Here is a 16569-nt window from a genome sequence, read left to right on the forward strand (position 1 = left end):
TCTGTAACTGGAGCGGCCCGCTTGCTACAGGAGCGTTTAGAACAACCGTGAGAGCAGCGCCGTGACGGCGGTTTCGACCCGCAGGATACGCTCGCCCAGTTGCACCGGTTGCAGGCCGGCCTTGGCCAGCAGGTCGATTTCGTAGGGGATCCAGCCACCCTCGGGGCCGATGGCCAGGGTCACCGGTTCGTCGAGGCCGCGCGGGCACGGCGGGTAAGGGCCGGGGTGGCCGACCAGGCCCAGGGTATCGGCGGCCAGGGCGGGCAAGCGGTCTTCGACAAAGGGCTTGAAGCGCTTCTCGATGATGACCTCGGGCAGCACTGTGTCTCGCGCTTGTTCCAGGCCCAGGATCAATTGCTCGCGCACGGCGGCAGGTTCCAGGAACGGGGTTTGCCAGAAGCTTTTTTCCACCCGGTAGCTGTTGACCAGCACCACCCGCGGCACGCCCATGGCGGCGGCGGTTTGCAGCACGCGGCGGAGCATTTTCGGCCGGGGCAGGGCCAGCAGCAGGGTCAGCGGCAGCTTGGCCGGCGGCGGTTGGTCGAGGCTGATCTGCAACTCGGCTTCATGGCTGTCCAGGCGCAGCAATTGCGCCGAACCCATCAAGCCGCCAATGCGCCCGACCCGCAAGCTGTCGCCGACGGCGGCGCGGTGTACTTCCTGCATATGGGTCAGGCGCCGCCCGCCCAGCACGGCGCGGTCCGGCGCGATGAAGTCGGCCTCTTCGAGCAGCAGCAGGTTCACGCTTGGGTCGCTGGCGGCTGGTCTTGGGGTTCACTGTCCGAAGGCGGGTCGTCGGGGTGCTCGCCGCGCTTGCTGACCAGGCTGCCAAAGAGGATGCCGATCTCGAACAGCAACCACATGGGGATCGCCAGCAGGGTCTGGGAGAAGATGTCCGGCGGGGTGAGGATCATGCCCACCACGAAGCAGCCGATGATGACGTAGGGGCGGATCTTCTTCAGGTACTTGACGTCCACCACGCCAATCCACACCAGCAGCACCACCGCGACGGGGATCTCGAACGCCACGCCAAAGGCGAAGAACAGCGTCATCACGAAATCGAGGTAGCTGGTGATGTCGGTCATCATCTCGACGCCCGCCGGGGTGGCGGCGGCGAAGAATTTGAAGATCAGCGGGAACACCAGGAAGTAGGCGAACGCCATGCCGGTGTAGAACAGCAGGATGCTCGACACCAGCAGCGGCACGGCAATGCGTTTTTCGTGCTTGTACAGGCCCGGCGCGATGAAGCCCCAGATCTGGTGCAGGATCACCGGGATCGCGAGGAACAGCGACACCATCATCGTCAGCTTCAGCGGCGTGAGGAACGGCGACGAGACGTCCGTGGCGATCATCGTCGCGCCGACAGGCAGGTAATCGCGCAGCGGCGTGGAGACGAAGGTGTAGATCTGCTGGGTGAAGGCAAACAGCCCGGCGAAGATCACGAAAATCGCCGCGACACAGCGCAGCAGGCGGGTTCGCAGCTCGGTGAGGTGCGAGACCAGCGGCATGTGCTGGTCGTGTTCCGGTTTATCAGCGCTCATGGGGCTCGCGGCGGCAAAGTGGGCTCGGAAGCGGCGGTGGTAGCCGCCACGGATTCTGTCGGGGTAACAACCGCAGCAGGCTCGACGCTAGGCGCGGCGGGCGGTTCCTGTACCGGCGGGGTGAACGTGCCGGGGTTTTTCTGCTGCGGGTTGAGGATATTGCGGGCCTCTTGCTCCAACGACAGGATGTGCTCGTTGTGCAATTGCCGGCGAATCTCGTCGGCGCCGATTTCCCGTTCAACTTCATTCTTGATTGCGTTGAAGCTGCGTTTCAGGCGCCCGACCCACAGGCCTGCGGTGCGCGCAGCACCCGGCAGGCGCTCGGGGCCCAGCACCAGCAGGGCGACGAGGCCGACGAGCAGCAGTTCAGAGAAGCTGATACCGAACATTTATTGGGTGCTCACAAGTCTTTGCGGATCGGCTCTTCGACTTTTTGCGCCTGCACGTCGATCGTGTGCGGCTGGCTCAGTGGCGAAGCCTGGGGCTGCACCGGCGGCACGGGTTGCGCCGTGGATGCGTTGGGTTCGGCCGGTTTTTCGTCGTCGTTCATGGCTTTGCGAAAGCCCTTGATCGATTCGCCGACATCGGTGCCCAGGTTTTTCAGTTTCTTGGTACCGAACACCAGCACCACGACAACCAGAATGACGACCCAGTGTTTCCAGTCAAAAATGCCCATGTTGCGTTTCCTCTCTAGAAGTTGAATTCAGGTGGACGGGCGCGAGGCTTTCTCGGTATGCCCGCTGGTGCCAATGCGTCGTTCCAGTTCATCGAGCACGGCCTGCGGGTGCTGCCCCAGTTGGGCGAGCATGACCAGGCTGTGGAACCAGAGGTCAGCAGTTTCGTAGATGACATCGCTGCAGTCACCGCTGATGGCGGCATCCTTGGCGGCGATGATCGTCTCGACCGATTCTTCGCCGACTTTTTCCAAAATCTTGTTCAGGCCCTTGTGGTACAGGCTGGCGACGTAGGAACTGTCGGCGCTGGCGCCTTTGCGCTCTTCGAGCACCTGGGCCAGGCGGGTCAGGGTGTCAGTCATGTTTGTGGTCCGAATAAATGGCGTGCGGGTCTTTGAGTACCGGGTCGACGGTTGCCCAGGCACCGTTTTCAAAGACACGATAGAAGCAGCTCTGGCGGCCGGTGTGGCAGGCGATACCGCCAACCTGCTCGACTTTCAGGATGATGACGTCGGCGTCGCAGTCCAGGCGCAGTTCATGCAAATGCTGCACGTGGCCGGACTCTTCGCCCTTGCGCCACAGCTTGCCACGCGAACGTGACCAATAAATGGCGCGGTTCTCGGCGGCGGTCAATTGCAGCGCTTGGCGGTTCATCCACGCCATCATCAGCACGCGCCCGGTCTTGTGATCCTGGGCGATTGCTGGCACCAGGCCATCGGCGTCCCATTTGATCTCGTCCAGCCAGTTATTCATTTTCAGTTCCTGAAAAAGCTGCGAGCTTGAAGCTTCAAGCTGCAAGTAAAAGCTTACTAACCTAGGTCGCGCCGCCGATTCGCTTGCAGCTTGCAACTAATTCGCTTCAGTGTGCCAGCCGATACCCCGGCTGGCTATCGGCGCACGACCAGATACAAGCCCACGGCCACCATCACGCCGGCCGGCCAGTGGCCTGCTTCACCGAGCGGACCGCCCGCCGCCAGCACCGCGCCACCTGCCAGGTGCGCGGCGCCCAGCAGGCGCAGGAACCAGTCGTCCTTGCGCCGATGCCAGGGTGGCGCGGGGTCCGCGGCGTGGGGTTGGGACATGCGTTCCAGCAGGTCGCGGGTCATGTTGGCCAGGTGCGGCAATTGCTCGACCTGGCTTTGCAGGTTGCCCAGTAGGGTCTTGGGGCTGACGCGTTCGCGCATCCAGCGTTCCAGGAACGGCTGGGCGGTGTTCCACAGGTCCAGGTCTGGGTAGAGCTGGCGGCCCAGGCCTTCGATGTTGAGCAGGGTCTTTTGCAGCAGCACCAATTGTGGCTGCACTTCCATATTGAAGCGCCGGGCGGTCTGGAACAGGCGCATCAGCACTTGGCCGAAGGAGATGTCCTTGAGCGGCTTTTCGAAGATCGGCTCGCACACGGTGCGGATCGCCGCCTCGAACTCATTGAGCTTGGTCTCGGCCGGCACCCAGCCCGAATCGATGTGCAGTTGCGCCACGCGGCGGTAGTCGCGCTTGAAGAAAGCGAACAGGTTGCGGGCCAGGTAGTCCTGGTCCTGGGGCGTCAGGCTGCCGACGATGCCGCAGTCGATGGCAATGTACTGCGGGCTCCAGGGGTTCACGGTGCTGACGAAAATATTGCCCGGGTGCATGTCGGCGTGGAAGAAACTGTCGCGGAACACTTGGGTGAAGAAAATCTCTACGCCGCGTTCGGCCAGGGCCTTCATGTCGGTGCGCTGGTCGGCCAGGGTCGCCAGGTCGGTGACCTGAATGCCATAGATGCGCTCCATCACCAGCACTTTGGGGCGGCACCAGTCCCAATAAACCTGCGGCACGTACAGCAGCGGCGAGCCCTCGAAGTTGCGCTTGAGCTGGCTGGCGTTGGCCGCCTCGCGCAGCAGGTCGAGTTCGTCGTAGATGGTTTTTTCGTAGTCCTGCACCACGTCCACCGGGTGCAGCAGGCGGGCGTCGGCGGAGAGTTTTTCGGCGGCGCGGGCGAGGATGAACAGCCACGCCAGGTCCTGGGCGATGATCGGCTTGAGGCCCGGGCGAATGACCTTGACCACTACTTCTTCACCGCTTTTGAGCTGCGCGGCGTGGACTTGCGCCACCGACGCGGAGGCCAGTGGTTCGATGTCGAAACGGCTGAAGACGTCGCTGATCTTCTGCCCCAGTTGCGCTTCGATCAGATCGACCGCCACTTGCGAGTCGAACGGCGGCACGCGGTCTTGCAGGCGCATCAGTTCGTCGGCGATGTCTTCGGGCAGCAAGTCGCGGCGTGTGGAGAGGATCTGCCCGAACTTGATGAAGATCGGCCCCAGATCCTGCAACGCCAGGCGCAGGCGCGCGCCACGGCTCAGGTCCAGGGGCTTGCGCGGGAACCAGCGCCACGGCAAGGCATAGCGCAGGGCCAGCAGGAACCAGGGCAATGGGAGGTCGAACAGCAGGTCATCGAGACGGTAGCGGATCACGACGCGCTGGATGCGCAACAAACGGCGGACGGCAAGCAGCTTCATGCGTTATCGCTTGAATCAAGGGATCGGGAAAGGCGCTCGACACGCGCCTCAAGGCGTTCCAGATCGAGTTTGATCCGGTCCAGTTCGCTAAATCGGGCTTCGGCTTCGCGCAGGCCTACAAGGGCACGGGCTTCTTCACTCAGGTACTCGCCCAGGTTCTGGTTCAGGCTGGCGAACCCCTGGCTGTACCAACGGCTGCGGCTGCGCAAATGGCCGCCGATCAACTGCGTGGCGACGGGGCCAAGCCAGCGCGAGAGCTCGTACTCCCAGTCCAGCTCCAGGTCTTGCAGCACGGCGGCCAGGTCCAGCAGTACCGCGCTGTCGCCGTCGAGTTCGACGTCGGGGCCGTGCAGGATCGCGGTCTTGTCCTTGCTCAGGGCCAGGCTCAGCAAGCTCGACGCGGGGGCGCGCAAGGTGCAATCGGCGTCGGCGGCCCAGTTCGCGGCCAGCATCAGGCCTTCATCACTGGGCAGGATGAACAACTGCAAGGCCGGGCTGCGGCAGTCGACGGCGATCACCTTGCCGTTCAAATGACCCAGGCGCGGCAGAGCCGTGCTGTCGAGGCGCAGGACGCGGTTGAGGCCGTGTTCGACCCCCGCCAGCAGGCCGCTGAGCAACATCAGGGCTTGATGCCGCGGTGTAGGGCGACGATGCCCGAGGTCATGTTGTGGTAAGTCACGCGGTCGAAACCGGCCTCGACCATCATCGACTTCAGGGTTTCTTGGTTGGGGTGCATGCGGATCGATTCGGCCAGGTAGCGATAACTTTCCGGGTCGTTGAGGATCAGCTTGCCGACCATCGGCATGAACGCGAAGGAGTAGGCGTCATAGACCTTGGACATCAGCGCGTTGGTGGGCTTGGAGAATTCGAGCACCAGCAGGCGACCGCCCGGTTTGAGCACCCGCAGCATGGAGCGCAGGGCGTCTTCCTTGCGGGTCACGTTGCGCAGGCCGAAGGCGATGGTCACGCAATCGAAGTGGTTGTCGGGGAACGGTAGCTTTTCAGCGTCGGCCTGGACGAACTCGATATTGCCCGCCACACCGCGATCGAGCAGGCGATCACGGCCGACCTTGAGCATGGATTCGTTGATGTCGGCCAGCACCACTTGGCCGGTCGGGCCGACCAGGTGCGAGAACTTCAGGGCCAGGTCGCCCGTGCCGCCGGCGATGTCCAGCACGCGGTTGCCGCTGCGCACGCCGGACAGCTCGATGGTGAAACGCTTCCACAGGCGATGCATGCCGCCGGAAAGCACATCGTTCATCAGGTCATATTTACTGGCGACCGAGTGGAATACTTCGGCGACTTTTTCCGCTTTCTGGCTTTGCGGGACGTTTTTGAAGCCGAAGTGAGTGGTAGGTTCGGCATCACTGCCTTTGTGCGAATCAGTCATATCGCTGTCACCAAAAGAGAATGCCGGCCATTCTAATCCCGGTGGCGGGCTTTGTCTTGGCAAGGCTGAAGGTAAGATAGGCAATCGCCGGGACGTTTTGACGCAGGTCAGGATCGATCCGGCAAACCCCGATAAAACAGGAGTTAGCCAATGGCCCGTATAAATGTTGAGCGTGCCCACGACCTGGGTTTGCAAGCCGCCCGCGAGAAAGCCCAGGTACTGGTGCAGAAACTGGCCGACCAGTATGGGCTGCAGCCCCAGTGGGCGGGGGACACGGTAAAACTCAAGCGCTCCGGGGTCGCCGGCGCGGTGGAAGTAGGCGAGAAGTCGATCCGGGTGAATGTGGAGCTGGGGCTGTTGATGTCGGCGATGAGCGGCACCATCAAGGCCGAAATCGAAAAGGCGTTGGACAAGGCGCTGGCCTGAGTGGGGTTTTGTGTGGGCGCCGGCTCGCGCCCGCAAAGACTGTTTGTGATGTACGTCAGTTGTTAGGGTGCCGTTTCTAATTAATCTCACTACTTTGTGCCCTAGCCCCAATTTCGTGGGCGGTTCCTCAAACCTTTTTGCGCGTGAGGTGCACCATGGCCAAAGTAAGTCTGAAGAAAAAAGTCGATGCTCAGCCAACCACTCTGAGCGAAGTTAAATCTTATGCCCGCAAGATCTGGTTGGCCGGCCTGGGTGCCTACGCCAAAGTCGGCCAGGAAGGCACCGAGTATTTTCATGAGTTGGTCAAGACTGGCCAAACAGTTGAAAAGAAAGGCAAAAAAGTTGTGGCTGAACAACTGGAAGCCGCTAATAGCCAAATCGATAACGTCAAAGATGATGTTGGCAGTTTCAAAGGCCGGGTCGAAGTTCAACTCGATAAAGTCGAAAAAGCTTTTGACGCCCGTGTCGCCAGTGCCTTGAATCGCTTCGGCATTGCGTCTAAACATGATGTTGAGACACTCTCTGCTAAGCTCGATGGGCTGACGGCATTGCTCGAACGTGTCGCGCGTAAACATTAAGGAGAACGGGATGGCTGTTAAAAAGAAGTCTGAGAAAGAAGGCAACTCGTGGGTCGGGAAAGTCGAAGACTACTCCCGCAAAATCTGGCTTGCTGGTTTAGGCGTGTATTCCAAGATCGATGCTGACGGTTCCAAGGTATTTGAAAGCCTGGTCAAGGACGGCGAAAAAGCCGAGAAACTGACCAAGAGCGTTTTGGGCAAGAAAGTGGATGCCGCCAAGGACTCCGCCAGTTCGGCCAAGTCCCGCGTCGGTGATGTCAAAGACCGCGCCCTGGGCAAATGGGGCGAGTTGGAAGAAGCCTTCGACAAACGCCTGAACAGCGCCATTTCCCGTTTGGGTGTCCCGAGCCGCAATGAAGTGAAGGCGCTGCACAGCAAGGTCGATACCCTGACCAAGCAGATCGAGCGCCTGACCGGTGCTTCGGTCAAACCCGTCGCGGCGAAAACTGCAGCGGCCAAGCCTGCGGCAAAAACCGCGGCCAAGCCTCTGGCCAAGGCTGCTGCCAAACCAGCCGCTAAAGCAGTAGCCAAGCCGGCGGCGAAAACCGCAGCCGCCAAGGCTGCTGCAAAACCGGTGGCCAAGCCTGTCGCGGCCAAGGCTGCGGTAAAACCTGCTGCCAAGGCCCCGGCCAAACCGGCAGCGGCGAAAAAACCAGTCGCCAAGAAGCCTGCCGCGCCTAAACCCGCGGCCGCCAAGCCAGCCGCAGCAGCCAAGCCTGCTGTGGCCAGCCCGGCGCCGGCAGCAGCGCCAACGCCCGCCCCGACTGTGGCGCCAACCCCGGTGCCAACCAGTCAGTCCTGATTTTGCAGGGCATGCAAAAACGCCCGGCCTGTGAAGGTCGGGCGTTTTTGTTTGGGCGCCGGGCAGGATTCAGGCAGGTTCCTCCAGATAACGCAGGGCCATGTTCTCCGTGGCGACCTTGACCGGCGCTAGCAAGTGCGGGGCCACCAGCATCATGATCTGGTAGACCACCACCCGTACCTGGCCTTCGCGGTCGAGAATGCGCTGGTAGTCCAGGGAAAACAGCAGGGTCATGGTGACTTGTTCTACCAACTGCCCCAAGGCTTGGGTATCGCTGACCAGTTGCCCCTGGGCCTTGAGCCGCGCCAGTAGGGAGGCCAGGGCACGTTTGAGGGCGTTGAGCAGGTTGCGGATGCCCTTGGCCAGTTTTGGCAGGCGGCCGGCCAGGTTGGACAGGTCCTGGAACAGAAAGCGGTAGTGGGCCAGGCGTTCGACGATCAAATGCAGGAACAGCCAGTAATCCTCGGCGGCCAGTTGCGCGTCGGCGGGCGGGTCGAGCAGGGGCATGAGTTCTGCCTGGAAACGCTCGAACAAGCCCAGAATCAGCGGTTCCTTGCCGTGGAAGTGGTAGTAGAGGTTGCCGGGGCTGATCCCCATTTCATTGGCCACTTCCATGGTCGAGACGTTCGGTTCGCCCTTGTCGTTGAACAACTGCAGGGCGCATTCCAGGATCCGGTCGCGGGTTTTCATCCAGTCTTCTTAGTGGTTGGGCGTTCAGCGCACATGAATATAAGTGCCGGGGGCGGCTTCCATCGGTGGGTAATGCTGATTGCCCAAGGCCATCAGCGTTTCGCGCTGGGTGCCCGAGCGTTCCTGGACCCATTCGAGCCAGCGCGGCCACCAGCTACCGTCAACGTGGTTGGCGTCGTAGTACCAGGCGCGTGGGTCGCTGCTCAGCTTGGGGTTTTCGATGTAGTTGGCCTTGGGGTGGCCGGGTGGGTTGAGGATGCTTTGCACGTGGCCGCTGTTGGAGAGCACGAAGCGCCGCTCGCCACCGAGCAGCAGGGTCGAGCGGTACACCGCGTCCCAGGGCGTGATGTGATCGTTGATCCCGGCCACGCTGAAGCTATCGACGTTGACCTTGGACAGGTCGATCGGCGTGCCGCACACCTCCAGCCCGCCGGCGTGGCTGAGGGGGTTGTGCTTGAAGAAATCCAGCAGGTCGCCGTGCAGCGCGGCGGGCAGGCGCGTGTTGTCGTTGTTCCAGTAAAGGATGTCGAAGGGCGGCGGCGCCTTGCCCAGCAGGTAGTTGTTGACCCAGTAGTTCCAGATCAGGTCGTTGGGCCGCATCCAGGCGAACACCCGCGCCATGTCCCGACCGTCGAGTACACCCTGCTGGTAGGAGCGGCGCTTGGCGGCTTCCAGGGTTTGTTCGTCGACGAACAGGGTGGCGGGGCTGTCCAGCTGGCTGTCGAGTAGGCTGACCAGGTAGCTGGCGCTGGCGACGCGCCGCAACTGGCGTTTGGCTTGCAGGTGGCCTTGCAGGGCGGCGATGGTCAGGCCCCCCGCGCACGCGCCCATCAGGTTGACCTCGCGGCTGCCGGTGATCGCACGGCAGACGTTCATCGCCTCTTCGGCGGCCTGCACGTAGCTGGACAAGCCCCACTCGCGGTGGCGCACGTCGGGGTTGCGCCAGCTAATCATGAATACCTGCAGGTTATTTTTCAGCGCGTACTGGACGAAGCTGTTGGCCGGGCTCAAGTCGAAAATGTAGTACTTGTTAATCTGCGGCGGCACCACCAGCAGGGGTGTGGCGTACTGTTTTTCGCTCATGGGCTTGTACTGGATCAGCTCCAACAGCTCGTTGCGAAACACCACCGAACCGGGCGTGGTGGCGACGGTCTTGCCGACCTCGAAGGCGTGCTTGGTGATTTGGCTGGGCAGGCCGTTGTTGTGCAGCAGGTCGTCGAACAGATGGCCGATGCCACGCACTACGCTGTGGCCGCCGGAGTTGAGCAGCTCCTTGACCGCCAACGGGTTGAGCAGGGTGTTGGAGGGCGACACGGCGTCGTTGAGCAGGGCAAAGGCGAAGTGGGCGCGGGCGCGGTCGTCGTCGCTCATGCCGCTGTCGTCGATCCAGCTCTGGCTCTGCTTTTGCCAGCTCAGGTAGGCCTGCAGGCTGCGCCGGTAAAACGGGTTGAGTTGCCAGGTAGGGTCACTGAAGCGGTTGTCCTGGGGGGAGGGTGTGTGCAGGGTTTCGCCCAGCAATACGCGGCCCAGTTGCCCGCCCAAGGCCAGGGCATGACGGGCGCTGTGCAACGGGTGGCGCAAACCATGGGAAGCGACGCTGCGCAGTGTGGAAAACAGGTCACGGCCACGCAGGCCGCTGATCGCACTGTGGGCGTTGAACAGCGTAGCGGGGGTCGGCAGCACGCCCGGCGCGGGTTTTTCTCGCATGAGTCAACACTCCTTCGTCAGCCATCAACAAGCCCAAGACAGACAACATAGTTGTTGCGCGCCATTTGCGCCGGGCAGCCAGCCTCCTAGGCCTTGCCCGCGGGCGCCGGGTGCGGGTGCATGACGGCCCGCTGCCGCTCCTGTTGGAGAAATTTCATGATGATCGGTGCGACGGCTTCGGCCCGGGTAATCAGGAACAAATGGCCATCGTCGATTATGTGTAGCTGGGCGTTGGGAATTCGCCAGGCCAGCATGCGCATATTGACCAGCGGGATCAGCGGGTCGTCGTCGCCGGCCAGCACCAGGGTGGGCTGATGGATCTTGTGCAGCCAGTGGATGCTGGTCCAACCGAATCCGGCGAACAATTGCCAGTAGTAGCCCAGCTTGCCGGCCGAGCGCACCTTGCTGGCATGGTCGGCGGCGAGGTTGGGGTCGCGGCGGAACGAGCCGCCGTAAATCATCGGTGCGATGCGGATCACATGGGACGGTTGGATATAGCGCCGCGGGCTGGCCATCATCCACAGTACTTTCGGCTTGCCGGGCACCATGAATGCCCCGGCCGCCGTGGCCGCCAGCACCAGTTTCTTGCAGCGCTCGGGGTAGTCGTGGGCGAACTGTTGGGCCAGCGCGCCGCCCCAGGACACGCCAATCACATTGACCTGGCCGTAATCCAGGTAGTCGAGCATGCGCGCCGTGAGCTTGGCCAACCCGGGAAAGCGGTAGGGCCGGCTGGGCGTCGAGGAGCCGCCGACACCGGGGACGTCGAAGGCGATCACCTCCAGGTCCGGGTCCAGGGCCTGGACGAACGGGAACACCAGCTCCAGGTTGGCGCCGATGCCGTTGAAAATCAGCAAGGGCGTCAAGTGAGGCTTGCCGGGACGTACGGCGGTGCGGATGGTTTGGCCATCCAGATCGACCGTACGGAAGATGAACGGTTGCGGCATGCTTGAAGCCCTATGGGTCAGTTTTTCATCGTTGCTTGTGGGGGCGAGCAGGCTCGCTCCCACAGACTGCCGGTGTTTCGCTTATCGCTCGTGAACGTAGGTGCCCGGCGCCGCTTCGGCGGCCGGATAAGTTTTGCTGCCCAGGCTGGTGGGGGCCTTTTTCAGTTTGCCCGAGCGCTCGGCCTGCCAGGCTTGCCAGTGCAGCCACCAGGAATCGGTGTGCTTGGACGAATTCTCCTGCCAGGCGTTGGCGTCGGCGGGCATATCGGTGCTGGTCATGTAGCGCGATTTCGGGTTGCCCGGCGGGTTCAGGATGCTCTGGATATGGCCGCTGCTGGACAACACGAACTCCACCTTGCCGCCAAACAACTGGGCGGACTTGTAGCAGGACTTCCACGGCGTGATGTGGTCATTGGTGCCCGCCAGGGAATACACGTCGGCGGTGACCTGCTTGAGGTCGATGGGCGTGCCGCACACCTCCAGGGCATTGGCGCGCACCAGGGGGTTGTTCTTGAACATCTCGATCAGGTCGCCGTGGAAGGCAGCCGGCAAACGCGTGGTGTCGTTGTTCCAGAAGAGGATGTCGAACACCGGTGGCTCATTGCCCAGCAGGTAGTTATTGACCCAGTAGTTCCAGATCAGGTCGTTGGGCCGCATCCAGGCAAATACCTTGGCCATGTCGCTGCCTTCGAGCACGCCGGCCTGGTAGGAGTGGCGCTTGGCCGCTTCCAGGGTCTGCTCGTCGACGAACAGCGCCACCTGGGTGTCCAGGGTAGTGTCCAGCACGCTCACCAGCAGGGTCAGGGCGTTGACCTTCTTCTCGCCCAGCGCCGCGTAGTGGCCCAGCAGCGCAGTGCAGGTAATGCCGCCGGAGCAGGCACCAAGCATGTTGACGTCTTTGCTGCCGGTGATCGCGGTGACCACGTCCACCGCCTCCTTGAGCGCGTCGATATAGGTCGAGAGGCCCCATTCGCGCTGGGCCTTGGTGGGGTTGCGCCAACTGACGATAAAGGTCTGCACGTTACTGCGCAGGCAGAAGCGCGCCAGGCTCTTATCGGGGCTCAGGTCAAATACATAGAACTTGTTGATCTGCGGCGGCACCACCAGCAGCGGGCGTTCGTGCACTTGCTCGGTAATGGGGCGGTACTGGATCAGCTCCAGTACGTCGTTGCGAAACACCACCGAGCCTTCGGTGGTGCCCAGGCTTTTGCCCACTTCAAAGGCGCCCATGTTCACCTGGCTGGGCATGCCGCCGTTGTGCACCAGATCCTTGGCCAAGTGGGAGAGGCCATCGAGCAGGCTCTTGCCACCGGTTTCGAAGAAGCGTTTGACCGCCGCCGGGTTGGCGGCGCTGTTGGTGGGCGCCATGGCTTCGGTCATCAGGTTGATGACGAAGTGGGCACGGCTGATGTCTTGTTCCGAGAGGCTGCTGTCGCCGATCCAGTCGTGCAGTTCCTTGCGCCACGCCAGGTAGGTTTGCATATAGCGTTTGTACAGCGGGTTCTGGCTCCACGCCGGGTCGTTGAAGCGGCGGTCGTCGCTTTCCGGCGCCAGGGTGGATTTGCCGAACATCACGTTCTTGAGTTCTACCCCAAAGTGCGCGACGTGTTTGACGCTGTGCAACGGTTGTTTGATAGCTTGGGTCAGCACCATGCGAGCAGAAGTAAGCAGGTCTTTTTTACGCAAGCCGATAACAGGATTAAGCCCCAGTGTGTTTTCCGAGGCCTGGCGTTTCAGGTCATCATTATTCTTGTTACTCATCTACGACGCTCCATTGTCCGACAGACGAGTACCGGGACCTGCTGTGCAGTAACACAGCCAATGCCAGGTACTACTGCTCGGGTGACCGTGAATTCTGCTTCAGCTGTTTTTAAGACAGAGAACACTGCAGGGAACTTGCCAGCTCCATTGGTTACCCGAGTTTAATTTTTTTCGCAAGCAGGCCAATCATTGACCATGCAGCCGAACATTCAAGCAGATGAAATTAGAAAATGCCCTCTAAAGAGTAAGACCGTTGAGTTAGAGCATTAGCCGTACAACAGATTCACTCGGGTCGCGGGACTTTCCGGCAACTTTCAAGGCTTCAAGATAATCGGCCCACAGTGCGTCTTGGCGCTGCGCCAATTGGTAGAGGTAGTCCCAGGTGAACAGGCCGCTGTCGTGGCCGTCGTCGAAGGTCAGTTTCAGTGCGTACTGGCCGGCCGGTTCGACCTTGCTCAGGCCAACGCCGATTTTGCCAAATTGCAGGACAGGATTGCCGTGGCCCTGGACCTCGGCGGAGGGGGAATGCACCCGCAGGAACTCGGCGGGGAGGGTGTACTCCTCGCCCGAGGCATATTTGAGGGTCAGGGTTTTCGAGGCTTTGTGCAGCTTTATATCGGTGGGAAGCGGGGTCATGGCAGGGGTCCGAAGCGACAAACGTCAAGCTGCAAGCTACAAGCTGTAAGGCGCTGATGTCCACCTTGCAGCTTGTAGCTCAAAGCTGGCCGCTCTAAAGAATGTAGCGGGACAGATCTTCGTTCTGCGCCAATTCGCCCAAGTGGCTGTTGACGTAGTCGGCATCGATCTTGATCGGTTGGGCATCCTGGGCACTGGCCAGGTCGCCGGCGCTGAACGACACCTCTTCGAGGAGGCGCTCGAGCAGGGTGTGCAGGCGCCGGGCACCGATGTTCTCGGTTTTCTCGTTAACCTGCCAGGCAATCTGCGCCAGGCGCTTGATGCCATCAGGCTGGAACTTGATGACCAGGCCTTCGGTTTTGAGCAGTTCGCGGTATTGCTCGGTCAGGGAGGCATGGGGCTCGCTGAGGATGCGCTCGAAATCTTCCGGCGACAGGGCCTTGAGCTCGACGCGGATCGGCAGGCGACCTTGCAGTTCCGGCACCAGGTCGCTGGGTTTGCTCAGGTGGAACGCGCCGGAGGCGATGAACAGGATGTGGTCGGTCTTGACCATGCCCAGCTTGGTATTGACCGTGCAGCCTTCGATCAGCGGCAGCAGGTCGCGTTGCACGCCCTCGCGGGATACATCGACGCCACCGGAGTTACCGCGTTTGGCGACCTTGTCGATTTCATCGATGAACACGATGCCGTGCTGTTCGACGGCTTCCAGGGCCTTGGCCTTCAATTCTTCTTCGTTGACCAGGCGACCGGCCTCTTCGTCGCGCACCAGTTTCAGCGCTTCCTTGACCTTGAGCTTGCGGTTTTTGCGCTTACCCTTGCCCATGTTGGCGAACAGGTTCTGCAACTGGTTGGTCATTTCTTCCATGCCCGGCGGCGCGGAAATGTCGACACCGGCCACCTCGGCCACTTCGATCTCGATTTCCTTGTCGTCCAACTGGCCTTCGCGCAGGCGCTTGCGGAACAGTTGGCGGGTGTTGGAATCCTGCGAAGGCGCGGCGTCTTCGTTGAAACCCATGCGCGCCGGGGGCAGCAGGGCGTCGAGGATGCGCTCTTCGGCAGCGTCTTCGGCGCGGTGGCGGACTTTGGTCATTTCCTGCTCGCGCAGCAACTTGATGGCGGCGTCGGCCAGGTCACGGATGATCGACTCGACGTCGCGGCCCACATAGCCGACTTCGGTGAACTTGGTCGCTTCGACCTTGATGAACGGGGCGTTGGCCAGTTTCGCCAGGCGTCGGGCGATTTCGGTCTTGCCCACGCCGGTGGGGCCGATCATCAGGATGTTCTTGGGAGTCACTTCAACGCGCAGCTCTTCAGGGAGCTGCATGCGCCGCCAGCGGTTGCGCAGGGCAATGGCGACGGCGCGCTTGGCGTCGTCCTGGCCGATGATATGGCGGTTGAGTTCGTGGACGATTTCGCGGGGAGTCATGGACATAGTAGTTGGGTCCTCAAGCAGGAAGGGCGCCGGTAACGGCTTATTCCGCGAGGTCCTGCTCCTCAATGGTGAAGTTGTGGTTGGTGAATACACAAATGTCGCCGGCGATGCCGAGGGCGGTTTCGACGATGTCCCGGGCCGACAGGTCAGTTTTCTTCAGCAGCGCGCTGGCCGCAGCCTGGGCGTAACCGCCGCCGGAACCCATGGCGATCAGGCCATCCTCGGGTTCAACCACGTCGCCGTTGCCGGTGATGATGAGGGACGCGTCCTTGTTGGCGACCGCGAGCATGGCTTCGAGGCGGCTCAGGGAGCGGTCGGTGCGCCATTCCTTGGCCAGTTCGACGGCGGCACGGACCAAGTGGCCCTGATGCTTCTCAAGCTGGCCTTCAAAGCGTTCGAACAGGGTGAAGGCATCGGCGGTGGCACCGGCAAAACCGGCAATCACCTGGCCGTGGTACAGGCGGCGAACTTTCTTCGCGTTGCCTTTCATCACGGTATTGCCGAGGGAAACCTGGCCGTCGCCGCCCATGACGACTTTGCCGTGGCGGCGAACTGAAACGATGGTGGTCAAGGGAGAGTCTCCACGCAGCGGGGCGAAAATGCCCTGGTGGGAACTCATATGGGGGTGGCGGCGGGTTTTTCAACCGTGGCGGACAAGTGGCGGCGGGTTGCCTGGAGCGAGTGTGGGAGCGGGCCTGCCCGCGATAGCGCCGTGTCAGTCGCTCTATTGGGCGAGTGATTCAGTGCCATCGCGGGCAAGCCCGCTTCTACAGGGTGTGTCTTGGCAGATGCCCGGTCAGCGGCTCTGGCGCTGTTGCAGCAGTAGGTTGCTGAAGCCGCTGCCGGCCAGTTGCTTCTGGGCCACGGTCAGTTGCTCACGGTTGCTGAACGGCCCCACCAGCACCCGGTACCAGGTTTCATCCTTCACCGTGCCGGACTCCACCGAAACCGCTTGGCCCAGCAGGATGATCTGCGCGCGCACTTTGTCGGCGTCTGCCTCTTTGCGGAACGAACCGGCCTGGAGGAAGAACTTGGTCACCGGCGCCGCTTTCGCCACCGGTGGCGCGGGCGGCGGGGTGATACCGGCGAGGGCAGCCTGGGCGCGGGCGGTATCGATCTTCGCCGCTTCTTCCGGGGTCACGGGGGTGGTTGGCACCGGTTGTGGCGTCGGCAGGGTTTTCTCCGGCACGGCTTCGGGCGGCACGATCACTTCGGACTCGGGCAGCAAGGTATAGAAGTCGTACTTAGGCTTGACCGGTTGCTGTGGGCTGGGCGGTGTTTTGTTGGCTTCGGCGGCACGGGTGGCTTTCTGCTGCTCTTGCTTGACCCGTTTGACGTCGTCGCCCTGGCCCGGCTCAAGTTTCATCAGGAACACGATGAATGCGCCCACGGTCAGGCCGATGGCCAGCCACAGCCAGCCCGGGATCGGCTGCTTGGCCGGGGCCTGGTAACGGCTGGCGCCACGCTTGGGTGCAGGTTTTTTCTTGGCGGCCAAC

General features: G+C 61.9%; 20 protein-coding genes. 3 read left to right on the forward strand and 17 right to left on the reverse strand.

Annotation, left to right across the window (positions count from 1 at the left end):
- Positions 1 to 36: 36 nt before the first annotated feature.
- The 9 genes from CKW13_RS12245 to ubiE form a co-directional block, all read right to left on the reverse strand.
- Entirely contained in the window at positions 37 to 744 is a 708-nt protein-coding gene (locus tag CKW13_RS12245) for a 16S rRNA (uracil(1498)-N(3))-methyltransferase (RefSeq protein ID WP_095108874.1), read from the reverse strand.
- Positions 741 to 1541: a twin-arginine translocase subunit TatC gene (gene tatC, locus CKW13_RS12250; protein WP_095108875.1), complete on the reverse strand. Its 801-nt coding sequence runs from the start codon at positions 1539 to 1541 to the stop codon at positions 741 to 743. The genes CKW13_RS12245 and tatC overlap by 4 nt, the downstream gene beginning before the upstream one ends.
- Positions 1538 to 1930 (reverse strand): Sec-independent protein translocase protein TatB, encoded by a 393-nt coding sequence (tatB, locus tag CKW13_RS12255; RefSeq protein ID WP_095108876.1) that lies wholly within the window; start codon positions 1928 to 1930, stop codon positions 1538 to 1540. Before tatB ends, tatC begins: the two co-directional genes overlap by 4 nt.
- Positions 1931 to 1941: 11 nt before the next feature.
- Positions 1942 to 2217 carry a twin-arginine translocase TatA/TatE family subunit gene (locus tag CKW13_RS12260; RefSeq protein WP_095108877.1) on the reverse strand — a complete coding sequence of 92 codons (276 nt, stop codon included), beginning with the start codon at positions 2215 to 2217 and terminating at the stop codon, positions 1942 to 1944.
- Positions 2218 to 2244: 27 nt separating this feature from the next.
- Positions 2245 to 2577 carry a phosphoribosyl-ATP diphosphatase gene (locus tag CKW13_RS12265; protein WP_095108878.1) on the reverse strand — a complete coding sequence of 111 codons (333 nt, stop codon included), beginning with the start codon at positions 2575 to 2577 and terminating at the stop codon, positions 2245 to 2247.
- Positions 2570 to 2968 carry a phosphoribosyl-AMP cyclohydrolase gene (hisI, locus tag CKW13_RS12270; RefSeq protein ID WP_095108879.1) on the reverse strand — a complete coding sequence of 133 codons (399 nt, stop codon included), beginning with the start codon at positions 2966 to 2968 and terminating at the stop codon, positions 2570 to 2572. Before hisI ends, CKW13_RS12265 begins: the two co-directional genes overlap by 8 nt.
- Positions 2969 to 3102: 134 nt before the next feature.
- Positions 3103 to 4707 carry a ubiquinone biosynthesis regulatory protein kinase UbiB gene (ubiB, locus tag CKW13_RS12275; RefSeq protein ID WP_095108880.1) on the reverse strand — a complete coding sequence of 535 codons (1605 nt, stop codon included), beginning with the start codon at positions 4705 to 4707 and terminating at the stop codon, positions 3103 to 3105.
- On the reverse strand, positions 4704 to 5327 hold the full coding sequence (locus tag CKW13_RS12280; RefSeq protein WP_095108881.1) for an SCP2 domain-containing protein: 624 nt from the start codon (positions 5325 to 5327) through the stop codon (positions 4704 to 4706). The genes ubiB and CKW13_RS12280 overlap by 4 nt, the downstream gene beginning before the upstream one ends.
- The gene (gene ubiE / locus CKW13_RS12285) at positions 5327 to 6097 is read right to left on the reverse strand and encodes a bifunctional demethylmenaquinone methyltransferase/2-methoxy-6-polyprenyl-1,4-benzoquinol methylase UbiE (protein ID WP_095108882.1); all 771 of its coding nucleotides are present in this window, start codon (positions 6095 to 6097) and stop codon (positions 5327 to 5329) included. The genes CKW13_RS12280 and ubiE overlap by 1 nt, the downstream gene beginning before the upstream one ends.
- A 150-nt stretch (positions 6098 to 6247) precedes the next feature.
- On the opposite strand from ubiE, the gene CKW13_RS12290 reads away from it, so the two are divergent.
- The 3 genes from CKW13_RS12290 to CKW13_RS12300 all read left to right on the forward strand — a co-directional run bounded on the left by CKW13_RS12290 (position 6248) and on the right by CKW13_RS12300 (position 7903).
- Positions 6248 to 6523: a polyhydroxyalkanoic acid system family protein gene (locus CKW13_RS12290; protein WP_095108883.1), complete on the forward strand. Its 276-nt coding sequence runs from the start codon at positions 6248 to 6250 to the stop codon at positions 6521 to 6523.
- A 155-nt stretch (positions 6524 to 6678) separates the two neighbouring features.
- Positions 6679 to 7101, forward strand: coding sequence for a phasin family protein (locus tag CKW13_RS12295; protein WP_095108884.1), 423 nt, complete (start codon positions 6679 to 6681; stop codon positions 7099 to 7101).
- 10 nt (positions 7102 to 7111) lie between these two features.
- On the forward strand, positions 7112 to 7903 hold the full coding sequence (locus tag CKW13_RS12300; protein ID WP_095108885.1) for a phasin family protein: 792 nt from the start codon (positions 7112 to 7114) through the stop codon (positions 7901 to 7903).
- A 69-nt stretch (positions 7904 to 7972) separates the two neighbouring features.
- Here CKW13_RS12300 and CKW13_RS12305 read toward each other — a convergent pair whose 3' ends face one another.
- The 8 genes from CKW13_RS12305 to CKW13_RS12340 form a co-directional block, all read right to left on the reverse strand.
- Entirely contained in the window at positions 7973 to 8593 is a 621-nt protein-coding gene (locus CKW13_RS12305) for a TetR/AcrR family transcriptional regulator (RefSeq protein ID WP_095108886.1), read from the reverse strand.
- Positions 8594 to 8617: 24 nt separating this feature from the next.
- The gene (gene phaC, locus CKW13_RS12310) at positions 8618 to 10300 is read right to left on the reverse strand and encodes a class II poly(R)-hydroxyalkanoic acid synthase (protein WP_095108887.1); all 1683 of its coding nucleotides are present in this window, start codon (positions 10298 to 10300) and stop codon (positions 8618 to 8620) included.
- Positions 10301 to 10386: 86 nt separating this feature from the next.
- A complete protein-coding gene (gene phaZ / locus CKW13_RS12315; RefSeq protein ID WP_095108888.1) occupies positions 10387 to 11244 on the reverse strand; it encodes a poly(3-hydroxyalkanoate) depolymerase in 858 nt (285 codons plus the stop codon).
- Positions 11245 to 11325: 81 nt separating this feature from the next.
- Positions 11326 to 13005 carry a class II poly(R)-hydroxyalkanoic acid synthase gene (phaC, locus tag CKW13_RS12320; protein WP_095108889.1) on the reverse strand — a complete coding sequence of 560 codons (1680 nt, stop codon included), beginning with the start codon at positions 13003 to 13005 and terminating at the stop codon, positions 11326 to 11328.
- A 258-nt stretch (positions 13006 to 13263) separates the two neighbouring features.
- A complete protein-coding gene (locus tag CKW13_RS12325; protein ID WP_095108890.1) occupies positions 13264 to 13641 on the reverse strand; it encodes a gamma-butyrobetaine hydroxylase-like domain-containing protein in 378 nt (125 codons plus the stop codon).
- A 94-nt stretch (positions 13642 to 13735) separates the two neighbouring features.
- Positions 13736 to 15073, reverse strand: a complete 1338-nt coding sequence (gene hslU / locus CKW13_RS12330) for an ATP-dependent protease ATPase subunit HslU (RefSeq protein WP_095108891.1) — start codon at positions 15071 to 15073, stop codon at positions 13736 to 13738.
- Between the two features lie 40 nt (positions 15074 to 15113).
- On the reverse strand, positions 15114 to 15644 hold the full coding sequence (gene hslV, locus CKW13_RS12335; protein ID WP_095108892.1) for an ATP-dependent protease subunit HslV: 531 nt from the start codon (positions 15642 to 15644) through the stop codon (positions 15114 to 15116).
- 225 nt (positions 15645 to 15869) lie between these two features.
- The gene (locus CKW13_RS12340) at positions 15870 to 16568 is read right to left on the reverse strand and encodes an SPOR domain-containing protein (RefSeq protein ID WP_095108893.1); all 699 of its coding nucleotides are present in this window, start codon (positions 16566 to 16568) and stop codon (positions 15870 to 15872) included.
- Position 16569: the final 1 nt, after the last annotated feature.

The sequence above is a fragment of the Pseudomonas sp. Irchel 3E20 genome (assembly GCF_900187645.1).
Lineage (GTDB): Bacteria > Pseudomonadota > Gammaproteobacteria > Pseudomonadales > Pseudomonadaceae > Aquipseudomonas.

Coding starts and splice junctions, on each gene's coding strand:
- CKW13_RS12295 (WP_095108884.1), top strand. CDS start 6,679: ATGGCCAAAGTAAGTCTGAAGAAAAAAGTCGATGCTCAGCCAACCACT.
- phaC (WP_095108889.1), bottom strand. CDS start 13,005: ATGAGTAACAAGAATAATGATGACCTGAAACGCCAGGCCTCGGAAAAC.
- hisI (WP_095108879.1), bottom strand. CDS start 2,968: ATGAATAACTGGCTGGACGAGATCAAATGGGACGCCGATGGCCTGGTG.
- CKW13_RS12300 (WP_095108885.1), top strand. CDS start 7,112: ATGGCTGTTAAAAAGAAGTCTGAGAAAGAAGGCAACTCGTGGGTCGGG.
- tatC (WP_095108875.1), bottom strand. CDS start 1,541: ATGAGCGCTGATAAACCGGAACACGACCAGCACATGCCGCTGGTCTCG.
- ubiB (WP_095108880.1), bottom strand. CDS start 4,707: ATGAAGCTGCTTGCCGTCCGCCGTTTGTTGCGCATCCAGCGCGTCGTG.
- CKW13_RS12260 (WP_095108877.1), bottom strand. CDS start 2,217: ATGGGCATTTTTGACTGGAAACACTGGGTCGTCATTCTGGTTGTCGTG.
- CKW13_RS12280 (WP_095108881.1), bottom strand. CDS start 5,327: ATGTTGCTCAGCGGCCTGCTGGCGGGGGTCGAACACGGCCTCAACCGC.
- CKW13_RS12305 (WP_095108886.1), bottom strand. CDS start 8,593: ATGAAAACCCGCGACCGGATCCTGGAATGCGCCCTGCAGTTGTTCAAC.
- tatB (WP_095108876.1), bottom strand. CDS start 1,930: ATGTTCGGTATCAGCTTCTCTGAACTGCTGCTCGTCGGCCTCGTCGCC.
- hslU (WP_095108891.1), bottom strand. CDS start 15,073: ATGTCCATGACTCCCCGCGAAATCGTCCACGAACTCAACCGCCATATC.
- CKW13_RS12290 (WP_095108883.1), top strand. CDS start 6,248: ATGGCCCGTATAAATGTTGAGCGTGCCCACGACCTGGGTTTGCAAGCC.
- phaC (WP_095108887.1), bottom strand. CDS start 10,300: ATGCGAGAAAAACCCGCGCCGGGCGTGCTGCCGACCCCCGCTACGCTG.
- ubiE (WP_095108882.1), bottom strand. CDS start 6,097: ATGACTGATTCGCACAAAGGCAGTGATGCCGAACCTACCACTCACTTC.
- CKW13_RS12265 (WP_095108878.1), bottom strand. CDS start 2,577: ATGACTGACACCCTGACCCGCCTGGCCCAGGTGCTCGAAGAGCGCAAA.
- phaZ (WP_095108888.1), bottom strand. CDS start 11,244: ATGCCGCAACCGTTCATCTTCCGTACGGTCGATCTGGATGGCCAAACC.
- CKW13_RS12325 (WP_095108890.1), bottom strand. CDS start 13,641: ATGACCCCGCTTCCCACCGATATAAAGCTGCACAAAGCCTCGAAAACC.